This is a genomic window from Antarctobacter heliothermus (assembly GCF_900188425.1).
Lineage (GTDB): Bacteria > Pseudomonadota > Alphaproteobacteria > Rhodobacterales > Rhodobacteraceae > Antarctobacter > Antarctobacter heliothermus.
In genome coordinates, this window is record NZ_FZON01000094.1 from 1 (window position 1) to 10,889 (window position 10,889).

Below are 10,889 nucleotides of genomic sequence, written 5' to 3' on the forward strand. Positions count from 1 at the left end.
CGAGGTCATGGACGACATCTTCCTGACGCCGCGGATCGGTCAGCTGCGGGACCATCCATTCGACGATGCCGCTGCGCTCCATGATCTCGCGCAGCACCACGGCACCGGCATCACCGGTCAGCCGCTCGGCACGGCTTTCGACGCGCAGGGACCTGTTGAAGCTCGTGGCGACCGGCTGTAGCGTTTCACCCATGGCGTGCTCCGATGGCTGCTGTCGGATTTTGTCTAGCAGCTTGATTCTACAAAGCTTTCGCGGGCACGCCAGCTATTTCCCCTGATTTGGATGAATAAGCCGGGCTCAAGGCCCCGAAGCGTCACGCCTTTCATCAACATCGCAGACTCCCCGCAGCCACAGTTTCCGTTTTTGTGAAGATACACCCCCACGTCAAGGAAAACGCATGCCTCGCCTGATCAAATCCGCCCCCGGCCTGCCCCCCGCCGCTCAGGCCGATGTCGCCGACACCGTGCAGATCATGCTTGCCCGGCTGAAAACAGGGGGTGAAGACAGCGCACGCGATTACGCCCAACGGCTGGATGGCTGGACCGGCGAGATTGTCGTGCCCCCCGAGCAGGCTCAAGAGGCGGCGAAATATGTTCCCGATACGCTGAAACAGGCGCTGGACTATGCGCATGACAACATCCGCCGCTTTGCCGAAGCGCAGCGCGCCTCGCTGCGCGACGTCGAGATCGAACTGCATCCCGGCCTTGTCGCGGGACAATCCAGCCTGCCGGTCGGCGCGGCGGGCTGTTATGTGCCGGGCGGGCGCTATGCGCACATTGCCTCGGCATTGATGACCATTGCGACCGCCCGTGCTGCGGGTGTGCCGCATGTCACCGCCTGCGCGCCGCCGCGGCGTGCGCCCGATGGCACCGCCACCGGGATCGACCCGGCCACACTGTACACCATGCATCTGGCCGGGGCCGACACGATCCTCTGCCTGGGCGGCGTGCAGGGCATTGCCGCCATGACCTATGGCCTGTTCGGCGCGCCACCTGCCGATGTGCTTGCCGGTCCCGGCAACGCCTATGTGGCCGAGGCCAAGCGCCAGTTGTTCGGTCCGGTGGGCATCGACATGTTCGCAGGTCCGACCGACGTGCTGATCCTGGCCGATGCCACCGCCGATCCGGCGCTGGTTGCGCTCGACCTTGCCGGTCAGGCGGAACACGGGCCGACCTCGCCCTGCTGGCTGATCACCGATCACGAGCCGCTGGCCCGCCGAGTCGCAGACCTGATGCCCGAAACCTGCGCCCGCATCGACGGCGAAAACGGCGCCACTGCGCGCGCCGCATGGGACGCCATGGGTGAGATCATCCTGTGCGACAACCGTGAGGAAATGGCTTCCGAATCAGATCGTTACGCGCCCGAACACCTACACGTCCAATGCGCCGACCTGCCGTGGTGGCAGAACCGCCTGACCGCCTATGGCTCGCTTTTTCTGGGGGCCGACACCACCGTGGCCTTTGGCGACAAGGCATCGGGCCCCAACCACGTCCTGCCCACCGGCGGGGCCGCGCGCTACACGGGCGGGCTGTCGGTCCACAAGTTCCTGAAAACCGTCACATGGCAACGCGCCACACCCGAGGCGCTGCCCGCGCTGGCCCGCGCCACCTCTGTCATTTCCCGCGCCGAAGGCATGACCGGCCACGCCTTGACGGCCGAAGCCCGCCTTGCCACCCTGACCCCTCGCGCCTGTGTCGCCAACGAAAGCTGATCTTCATGAACCTTGCCAAATTCCCCCGCGTCCGTCTGGCCCATCTGCCAACCCCGCTGGAACCGATGCCGCGCCTGTCCGAACTGCTGGGCGGGCCGGAAATCTGGATCAAACGCGACGATTGCACGGGCCTGTCGACCGGCGGCAACAAGACCCGCAAGCTGGAATTCCTCATGGCCGAGGCGATGGATCAGGGCGCCGACATCGTCCTCACCCAAGGCGCGACGCAATCCAACCACGCCCGCCAGACCGCGGCGGCGGCGGCGAAACTGGGGCTGGAGTGTCATATTCTGCTGGAGGACCGCACCGGCTACAACCACGAGAACTATCGCTATAACGGCAACGTCCTGCTGGACGTGCTGCACGGTGCGTCGATCGAACATCGCGGCCCCGATCTGGACATGAACGCGGAAATGGAGGCCGTGGCCGACCAGATGCGCGCCAAGGGCCGCAAGCCCTACACCATCCCCGGCGGCGGGTCGAACGCCACCGGCGCGCTGGGCTACGTCAACTGCGCGCTGGAAATGTTGAACCAGTTTGTCGAAATGGGCCTGAAGGTGGATCACATCGTCCACGCCACCGGCTCTGCCGGGACACAGGCCGGGTTGATCACCGGTCTCAAGGCGATGAATGCGCAAATCCCGCTGCTGGGCATCGGCGTGCGTGCGCCCAAACCCAAACAAGAGGAAAACGTCTTCAACCTCGCCGTCAAAACTGCGGAAAAACTGGGCTGCCCCGGTGTGGTCTCGCGTGAGGATGTGATCGCCAACACTGATTATGTCGGTCCCGGCTATGGCATTCCGGCGGAAAGCACGCTGGAGGCGATTGATATTTTCGCCCGGACAGAGGCGATCCTGCTGGACCCGGTCTACTCCGCCAAAGGCGCGGCAGGGCTGATCGATCTGATCCGCAAGGGCAATTTCAAAAGCCACGAACGGGTGGTTTTCCTGCACACCGGCGGCGCGATCGGCCTGACCGGCTACACCCATGCCTTTGACGTGAAATCGCGCGCGTGACAAATTTTCGCCGAAAATTTGCCTCCCCTCAGAGGTCGGCATGAGGCCTGTGGGCATTCTGGGCGGGATGGGGCCACAGGCCACCATCCTGCTCATGCAAAAGGTTCTGGATGCGGTTCCCGCGCAGGACGATTCGGACCATGTGCCGCTGATCGTTCACCAGAATCCGGCGGTGCCGTCGCGGATCGCCGCGCTGATCGAGGGCACCGGCCCCTCGCCGTTGCCAGTGTTGCAGGACATGTCCCGCGATCTCGCGGCGGCGGGAGCAACCGCGCTGGCCATGCCCTGCAACACCGCGCACCACTACGCAGGCGGCATTCGTGCCACCTGCGATCTGCCTTTTCTCGACATGCTGTCCGCAACCGCCACCGCGCTGCAGGCCAAGGGCCGCATTGGCATCCTTGCCTCACCCGCCACGCGTCTGACCGGCGTTTTCGATCACTATCTCGACGCGCCCTTTACCGCGCCGCCCGACGATGGGCCGCTGCTGGAGATGATCCGCGCCATCAAGGCCGGTGCCCCGGCGGAGCAGATCTTGCCCGCCTTCACCGAACAGGCCCGCCGGTTACAGGAACGCACCGATCACATCCTGATTGCCTGCACCGAACTGTCGCTTGCAGCGCCGCTGCTGCCGCCAGACGTGGCCTGGACGGACAGTCTGGACTGTCTGGTGGACCGGATCATTGCCCATGCCACACAGGACTAAACGCCCGCCCGCTCCGGTCCAGTCTCAGGTCCGGTCTCAGGTTCCCCGGCAGGCGGATTCCGCGCGCGCCGCAAACGCCTTGTAGCGTTTCCAGAACGCCTCATTGCGCGGATTGTCGGATTGCCGTGTCTCCTGCGCCCGGTGCGGATCGGCAAAGAATGTCGCCGCCAGCCGTTGGTCCGAAGACGTCAGATCGCTGTTCGCCACCGACTGCACACAGCCACATCGCTGCCGCGTCGCGCCTGACCGGCCCGCGCGCAGGCAGGCATCGGCAATCGGGCCTGACGACACGCGCACCTGCGGCGCCGCGCCATAGCTGCGTTTTGAAGTTGTTCCGCCGCCGCAGGCTGCAAGCCCGAGGCAGGCAGCCAGAATAACTGCTTGTTTCATCTCACCTGTCTCTAAATGCCCGGATGCGGATTTTCCGTCTCCCCCGGCTCTGCCCTCAGGTGGCATCATGCGCCAAACGGCGCAAAGCTTCAAGAATCCACGCGCAATCCGGCAAAGGCCGTGCCAACCCATGGCGCATAGGTCACCCAGGCCTCTGTCTGCGCCGGATAGACGGGCTGCCGTACCTGCCCGGCCGAGGCCGTGTGCACACCGCGCGTGTTGTCCTGCGGCGACAGGCAGGCCGTGTCCCAATCCAGTCCCAGATCGGCAATCAGGGCGCGCGTCTCTGCCTCGGGGTCAGCGGTCAGCGCGGCGTAGTCCAGCCGCCGCACCCGCCCCGGCCAGGCAGCCTCACAGCGCGCGGTCCAGTCGCGATACAGCCCGTGATAGGCAACCACGTCGTCCAGATCATAGCAGTAGCCCAGCGACGAGGCCGTGAAATACTGCTTCAGGTTCGACCAGCACACCGAAGGCGCGTCCCGCACCACATGCACGATTCGCGCCTCTGGAAAGGCGGCGCAGATCAGCGGCAGGAAACAGAAGTTGTGGGGCATCTTGTCGGTGACATGGCGCGCGCCTTCGGCATGAGCTGCCAGTCCCGCCAGATAACCCCGGCGCACTGCCAGCAGGCGATCCTCTGTCACCGGCGCACCTTCCAGAAAGTCGCGCGCCAGATCGGCCAGCAGCGGCAGTTCCCCCGCGCCAGTGACCTGCCCGTGGGCTGAGACTATCTGCTCTGTCAGCGTGGTGCCAGAACGGGGCATCCCAAGGATAAAGATCGGTTTTACGGGCGCAGGATCGACCCGCGTCAATGGCGCGACATCCATCTCCGCCAATGTGGCGAACAGTGCGATGTCCTGCGATATATCGTATGCCATCAACGCCTTGCGCAGCGCGTTTCCTTCTTTCAAATACGGCCATGCCTCATCGGGTTGCCCCAGCCTGTCAAATGCATCGAACAGGCCAAAGCAGATCCGCGCCCGGTCCATCGGGGACACTGCCGGATCATCGTACAGCGTCCGCAACTGATCCAGTTGCGCGTCCTCCGCTGTCCAGGGTTTGATCGCGGCAAGGTTGCGGTGCGCCTCGGCAAATCCGGGGGCAATGTCCACCGCCTGTTCATAGCTGGCCTGTGCCTCGGCAAACCGCCCTTCCTCGTAGGCCGCGACGCCAAGGATGTTGTGCGCGCTCGCAACCTCGGGGGTTTCCGCGATCACCGCCTGGCACAGGTTCGCTGCCGCCGGCAGATCACCGCGATCCGCCAGCACCGACGCCAGTTCCATCATCGCGCCCGCGTGGTCAGGGTCCAGATCCAGCGCCGCGCGCACCTGCGCCTCTGCCTCTACACCGCGTCCGGTTGCGCGCAGGGACACCGAATGGTTCACCCGCGCCTCTGCCAGATCGGGCCGCAACGCCGCCGCCCGTGCCAACGACTCCTCTGCCTGCGCAAAGGCCCCCAGTTCCAGCAGCACACCGCCGTGGATCTGCCAGAGCACATAGCTGTCGGGATAGATCGGCAACAGCCGCGCCACCTGTTCGGCCACCAGCATCGAGTGACCGGCCTTGTGCGCCGCTACCAGTTTTTCGAGCAATTCCTGTGAGGGTGCCGCCTCTGGCAACCGCGCCAACAGGGTCCGCGCCCGCGCGTTGCGCGGATACCGTGCCAGCACATCGCGGCACAGGGTCTTGGCCTGCGCCACATCCCCCTTGCGCACATGCGCCTTGGCCCGCGCCAGTGCCGTTTCGACCGTCGCCATGGATTTGCCTCCTATGTTCGGGGGAACCCTAGACGGTGCAAGGTAAAGAAGACGTTGCCAGAGCCGCGCTCAGCGCGTGGTGCCCAGGCCCCCGTCGCTGGCAAACCCGCCGTGCACGGTCTTGCCGGTGCCCGAAGCACCGTGGAACCCGTCAATCTGCGCGGTCAGGGACTTGGCAGAGGTATCGCGATCCGCTGGACCGGCGATGGCCTCTGCCGAGGCAAGGTTGAGGACAAGAGCGGCAATCAAGAGCGGGCGGATCATGGCTTGGTTCCTTTTGGGCTGATTTCCATGAACCTTACCGCCACCCGATGCCGCCCCACAGTCAGGGATACCTCCTCATGGAATACCTGACCTGCGGGGCTGTTGCGCAGGGTCAACACACACCGCGAATACCCCTGATGTGCGCCGGTGCGGTCGCTCTGTCGTTGCCCCCTCTGACATGATTTGCCATGACATTCTCCAGAAAACAGGGGTCTGCCATGTCACACACCGCCTATCTGACATCCCTTCTCTGCGCACTGACCGTGGCAGGTTGCGCCGTGGACAGCGGCAGTCTCGACCGCGCGCGGCAAAACTTCGGCACCGCCGATCCGCGCCCCGAGGCGTTTTACACCTGCGGCAGCCACAACTGCAGCAAACGCATCGCCGTCTCGCTCAGCCCGCAAGAATGGGCCAAGGCACGCGCCCCCCTCATCCGCCGCGCCCCTTCTGCGGGGGCAGAGCGCCGCGCCCTCGCCGAGGCGCTGCGACGGCTGGAGGTCATGGTGGGTGCCAAGACCGGGTACAATTCCGACCTCGCCTATTCGACGCTGCAACTGGCGGGCAAGGCGCAGGATTGCGTCGATGAGATGGTCAACACCGCCGTCTACCTCGCGCTGCTGGACGACGCCGGTCTGCTGCGCTTTCACCGCCCCGGCCAACGCGTCACCATCGGCTTTATGACGCGCCGGTTCTGGACGCATACGGTGGCCTCGATTGTCCAGCAAGACACCGGCCAAGAGTTCATCGTCGAGACATGGGCCGTCGACCACGGCAAGACACCCTACATCATGGACCGCACCGACTGGGCCTCAAACGCACCGCTCCGGCGGGATTTCTGAGGCGTCTCACAAGACGCACGCCAAGCCCCCGCCACCCAGATGTAGGCCGGGGGTCTGCCCGGCACCACCCCGCGTAGGGTGGGTTTCCAACCCACCACCCCGCCACCCGAAAAAACCACCCCATCCAATCCGTAGGGCGGGGTTCACCCCGCCGCCCTGCTGATCAGATTGCTCCAATTTGGCTGGCGGCCCAATACAAAATGGAAAGATATCGCTCACCCAAAGGGGCGAGCCAACCACGCGCATAATAGCAAGCGCCTCCGATCAATATAAATGGCATCGGTAACGCCCAAAACCAGATCAAACCAAGTTTTAACGCCGCCAAAGAGGCCGACACTGCGTCCTCGTCGCGCGCCTCAATCTGCTGCAATAGCCGTGTTCGCCATGACAGGGGAACGATGGCTTGCAGGCTGAACGCCGCCACAACCGCGTGCAAGGCTGTCGGCAGCACGGTCGAAAACAACATGGCATAAAGCCACCAGTATTCACTGAAATTCTGCACCTGCGACAGAACTGTTCCCAGATCGACAAAGTCGATGCCGGAAACCACATTCATCGCCGCAACTGTCACGACAAGAACAATCCCCAGCAACAGAAACATGACCCCGGCAACAATAAAATCCAGAATGCCCAGGATCAGTGCGCCCCAACCAAGCCGTAAACCCAACTGCGCAAGAACCAGCGTGACGGAATAGGACACCGTATCCAGAATGGCATTCAACAACGGAAGAATAGCCAGGAAAAGGAATACTCCGGGCACATCGGCGTCCATCCCAGTCCAAGGCAAAAAAACGATACTGGCGATAGCGGAGATGGCGACCGTCAACGTCGCAAGAGCCAGCGCCAGTGGTGCCCTCCCATGTCGCTGAAGAACATCCGCTGCGACTGCGACTGCGACTGCGCCTGCGAATGCGACTGCGACTGCGACTGCGCCTGCGAATGCGACTGCGCCTGCGACTGCGAATGCGCCTGCGAATGCGACTGCGACTGCGACTGCGCCTGCGAATGCGACTGCGCCTGCGCCTGCGAATGCGCCTGCGAATGCGACTGCGACTGCGACTGCGCCTGCGAATGCGACTGCGAATGCGACTGCGAATGCGACTGCGAATGCGACTGCGAATGCGACTGCGACTGCGAATGCGAATGCGCCTGCGAATGCGACTGCGAAAACGGTCACCCAACCTGACGGCAGCCTCTCGGCGACCTTTTGGATCAGCGGTCGCCGAGAGGCTGCCGTCTCTTTCTCCAGTAAAGGTGAAACCAACACAAACGCAATCAGACACATCGTCACGACCCGCGCCCAGTCGCGCGGCTCTGCCGGGAGGATCACGGTATCACCCAATTTTCCATCCGCGCCGGTGGCCGCCCAATACCCGAAGATAAGCAGAAACGGATAGGCCACAGCCAACAGCAACGCGCGATCATACAACCGCGCTGTCAGTGTGTCGCGCACGACTGTGAGTACAGATCGATCATCCCTCCCCTTGGGCATGGTTCCACCCGTCCAGGCCAGTAGACGCGCCAGCCGGGGCTTCATGAGAGCCAGGTAAACCTGGTTGTAAGTTCGCCTTTTCAGGTGGCCCTTCAGCCAATCCTGTCGACGGTCCGTCCATATGACCAAGATAGCCGCCAGCATACATGCAACCAAGGCGACCAGAGGCACCAACAGGACCGGTCCTGCAATCTCATAGCGCATCAGCGCGTACAGACATCCGCTAAGGACTGCTACGACCAATGCCAAAACTGAAAGAGCAGCCCGAAACTCCATTTCGTCATCATCTTGGCCCCCAGCGCTTTGTCAACAACTTGCCACCTTGACCAAACTCCTCATCCACAGCATATCGCAGGACATGAGCACACCCCTGTCCCGCATCCGCAACTTCTCCATCGTCGCCCACATCGACCACGGGAAATCCACCCTGGCCGACCGGCTGATCCAGTTGACCGGCACTGTCGCCGAACGCGACATGAAGGCCCAGATGCTGGACGCTATGGATATCGAGCGCGAACGCGGCATCACCATCAAGGCCAACACCGTCCGCATCGATTACCCGGCGCAGGACGGCCACACCTATATCCTCAACCTCATAGACACCCCCGGACACGTCGATTTCGCCTATGAGGTCTCCCGCTCCATGCGCGCGGTTGAGGGCTCCTTGCTGGTCGTGGACGCCACACAGGGGGTCGAGGCGCAGACGCTGGCGAACGTCTACACCGCCATCGACGCCGACCATGAGATCGTCACAGTTCTCAACAAGATCGACCTGCCCGCCGCCGAACCCGAACGCATCGCCGAACAGATCGAGGACGTCATCGGCATCGACGCCTCCAACGCCTGCCTGATCTCCGCCAAGACCGGCGTCGGCATCCCCGACGTGCTCGAGGCCATCGTCAAGCGCCTGCCGCCTCCCCATTCCGGCGATCCCGATGCCCCGCTCAAGGCAATGCTGGTGGACAGCTGGTACGACCCCTACCTTGGCGTCGTGGTCCTTGTCCGCATCATGGACGGCACCCTGAAAAAGGGCGACAACATCCGCATGATGCGCACGGGCGGCAAATACGGCGTCGACAAGCTCGGCGTCTTCCGCCCCGCCATGCAGGACGTCAAGGAACTCGGCCCCGGCGAGATCGGCTTTTTCACCGGCTCCATCAAGCAGGTCCGCGACACCAAGGTCGGCGACACCATCACCCATGAAAAGCGCCCCTGCGAAACGCCCCTGCCCGGCTTCAAACCCTCTATCCCGGTGGTCTTCTGCGGCCTCTTCCCGGTCGACGCCGCCGAATTCGAAGACCTGCGGGACTCCATCGAGAAACTCGCCCTCAACGACGCCTCCTTCAGCTTTGAGATGGAAACATCCGCCGCCCTCGGCTTTGGCTTCCGCTGCGGCTTTCTGGGCCTGCTGCACCTCGAGGTCATCCGCGACCGCATTGAGCGCGAATACAACATCGAGCTGATCACAACCGCGCCCTCAGTGATCTATCACATCTTCATGAAGGACGGCTCTGTGCTAGAGTTGCACAACCCCGCCGACATGCCCGACATGTCCAAGGTCGACCATCTCGAAGAGCCGCGCATCAAGGCGACGATCCTCGTGCCCGACGACTATCTGGGTGACGTGCTGAAGCTGTGCCAGGATCGCCGCGGCATCCAGCTGGACCTGACCTATGTCGGCAACCGCGCGATGGTGGTCTATGACCTGCCGCTGAACGAGGTGGTCTTTGACTTCCACGACCGGCTGAAATCGGTGACCAAGGGCTATGCCTCCTTCGATTACCAGATGGACAGCTACCGCGAGGACAACCTCGTCAAAATGCAGATCCTCGTGAACGATGAGCCCGTCGACGCGCTGTCCACCATGGTTCACCGTGACCGCGCCGACATGCGCGGCCGCGCCATGTGCGCCAAGCTCAAGGACCTGATCCCGCGCCAGATGTTCAAGATCCCGATACAGGCGGCCATCGGCGGCAAGGTCATCGCCCGCGAAACCCTGTCGGCGCTGCGCAAAGACGTCACGGCCAAATGCTACGGCGGCGACGCGACCCGGAAGAAAAAGCTGCTGGAAAAGCAGAAGGCGGGCAAGAAGAAGATGCGCCAGTTCGGCAAGGTCGAGATCCCGCAAGAGGCGTTTATTTCCGCCCTGAAAATGGACGAGTAATCGTCCATTTTACCGGGCGGGTGGGCGGCAGCGGGTTCTGCGAAGCAGGTTCCGCGTGCCCACTGGGTGAGGGGGTGCGCTGTCGTTGACAGGCAGCTTTTGCTCGCTCAACCTTCGGCATTAATGGTTGAGTTGCGCTCGAACACACATACCGTTTACAACAATAACCCAAGAAGCGATCCAGAAAAAGATCGCGCACCGTACGTCTTTTTGAATGCGCGGGGCTTTGTTGCGCAAAGGCTGGTTGAGGGATTCATCTCGTGAATCCAGCGTGGTAGCTGTCCTGCATGAGCAGACCGATCCCGCCGAGCTACAAGACCAAGAACTGGCCGGCCTACAACGAAGCGCTGAAGCAGCGCGGCTCCCTGACGATCTGGTTCGACCCGGACATGGTCTGGGTGCCACCGCCGACCGGCAAGCGAGGCCGGCAGCCGCTCTATAGCGACGCCGCGATCCAGGCATGCCTGACGATGAAAGTCCTTTTCGGCATGGCGCTCCGGCAGACGACCGGGTTCGTTGAAAGCCTACTGAGCCTGGTCGGCCTCGACT

Annotated in this window: 11 protein-coding genes; 6 read left to right on the forward strand and 5 right to left on the reverse strand. The window is 63.1% G+C overall.

What is annotated here, in order from left to right; all coding sequences use genetic code 11:
* On the reverse strand, positions 1–193 hold a 193-nt coding region (locus tag CHB90_RS24580; protein WP_212591651.1), incomplete at its 3' end, for a hypothetical protein.
* A gap of 205 nt (positions 194–398) precedes the next feature.
* Between CHB90_RS24580 and hisD the strand changes: the two genes are divergently transcribed.
* From hisD to cuyB, 3 genes are read left to right on the forward strand one after another with little or no spacing between them, the layout of a single operon-like run.
* Positions 399–1,712 (forward strand): histidinol dehydrogenase, encoded by a 1,314-nt coding sequence (gene hisD, locus CHB90_RS24585; protein ID WP_089280363.1) that lies wholly within the window; start codon positions 399–401, stop codon positions 1,710–1,712.
* Between the two features lie 5 nt (positions 1,713–1,717).
* Complete coding sequence (gene cuyA, locus CHB90_RS24590; protein ID WP_089280364.1) at positions 1,718–2,728, forward strand: D-cysteate sulfo-lyase; 1,011 nt, start codon at positions 1,718–1,720, stop codon at positions 2,726–2,728.
* A 40-nt stretch (positions 2,729–2,768) separates the two neighbouring features.
* Positions 2,769–3,434 (forward strand): cysteate racemase, encoded by a 666-nt coding sequence (gene cuyB / locus CHB90_RS24595; protein ID WP_089280365.1) that lies wholly within the window; start codon positions 2,769–2,771, stop codon positions 3,432–3,434.
* 36 nt (positions 3,435–3,470) lie between these two features.
* Here the strand turns inward: cuyB and CHB90_RS24600 are convergent, their stop codons facing one another.
* From CHB90_RS24600 to CHB90_RS24610, 3 genes are all read right to left on the reverse strand, one after another.
* Entirely contained in the window at positions 3,471–3,824 is a 354-nt protein-coding gene (locus CHB90_RS24600) for an arginine transporter (protein WP_089280366.1), read from the reverse strand.
* Positions 3,825–3,913: 89 nt separating this feature from the next.
* Complete coding sequence (locus CHB90_RS24605; protein ID WP_089280367.1) at positions 3,914–5,581, reverse strand: tetratricopeptide repeat-containing sulfotransferase family protein; 1,668 nt, start codon at positions 5,579–5,581, stop codon at positions 3,914–3,916.
* Between the two features lie 69 nt (positions 5,582–5,650).
* A complete protein-coding gene (locus CHB90_RS24610) occupies positions 5,651–5,845 on the reverse strand; it encodes a hypothetical protein (protein ID WP_089280368.1) in 195 nt (64 codons plus the stop codon).
* Positions 5,846–6,063: 218 nt separating this feature from the next.
* On the opposite strand from CHB90_RS24610, the gene CHB90_RS24615 reads away from it, so the two are divergent.
* The gene (locus CHB90_RS24615) at positions 6,064–6,684 is read left to right on the forward strand and encodes a hypothetical protein (RefSeq protein WP_089280369.1); all 621 of its coding nucleotides are present in this window, start codon (positions 6,064–6,066) and stop codon (positions 6,682–6,684) included.
* Between the two features lie 163 nt (positions 6,685–6,847).
* Here the strand turns inward: CHB90_RS24615 and CHB90_RS26880 are convergent, their stop codons facing one another.
* Positions 6,848–8,380 (reverse strand): hypothetical protein, encoded by a 1,533-nt coding sequence (locus tag CHB90_RS26880; protein ID WP_212591652.1) that lies wholly within the window; start codon positions 8,378–8,380, stop codon positions 6,848–6,850.
* Positions 8,381–8,534: 154 nt separating this feature from the next.
* Between CHB90_RS26880 and lepA the strand changes: the two genes are divergently transcribed.
* Positions 8,535–10,340: a translation elongation factor 4 gene (gene lepA, locus CHB90_RS24625; protein WP_089280370.1), complete on the forward strand. Its 1,806-nt coding sequence runs from the start codon at positions 8,535–8,537 to the stop codon at positions 10,338–10,340.
* Between the two features lie 287 nt (positions 10,341–10,627).
* Positions 10,628–10,889: transposase (locus tag CHB90_RS24630; protein WP_170941030.1), on the forward strand; the 262-nt coding region annotated here is incomplete at its 3' end.

Excerpts from the sequence above, each read along its gene's own strand:
- CHB90_RS24605 (WP_089280367.1), bottom strand. The coding sequence starts at position 5,581 with ATGGCGACGGTCGAAACGGCACTGGCGCGGGCCAAGGCGCATGTGCGC.
- hisD (WP_089280363.1), top strand. The coding sequence starts at position 399 with ATGCCTCGCCTGATCAAATCCGCCCCCGGCCTGCCCCCCGCCGCTCAG.
- CHB90_RS26880 (WP_212591652.1), bottom strand. The coding sequence starts at position 8,380 with ATGCGCTATGAGATTGCAGGACCGGTCCTGTTGGTGCCTCTGGTCGCC.
- CHB90_RS24615 (WP_089280369.1), top strand. The coding sequence starts at position 6,064 with ATGTCACACACCGCCTATCTGACATCCCTTCTCTGCGCACTGACCGTG.
- CHB90_RS24600 (WP_089280366.1), bottom strand. The coding sequence starts at position 3,824 with ATGAAACAAGCAGTTATTCTGGCTGCCTGCCTCGGGCTTGCAGCCTGC.
- cuyA (WP_089280364.1), top strand. The coding sequence starts at position 1,718 with ATGAACCTTGCCAAATTCCCCCGCGTCCGTCTGGCCCATCTGCCAACC.
- lepA (WP_089280370.1), top strand. The coding sequence starts at position 8,535 with ATGAGCACACCCCTGTCCCGCATCCGCAACTTCTCCATCGTCGCCCAC.
- cuyB (WP_089280365.1), top strand. The coding sequence starts at position 2,769 with ATGAGGCCTGTGGGCATTCTGGGCGGGATGGGGCCACAGGCCACCATC.
- CHB90_RS24610 (WP_089280368.1), bottom strand. The coding sequence starts at position 5,845 with ATGATCCGCCCGCTCTTGATTGCCGCTCTTGTCCTCAACCTTGCCTCG.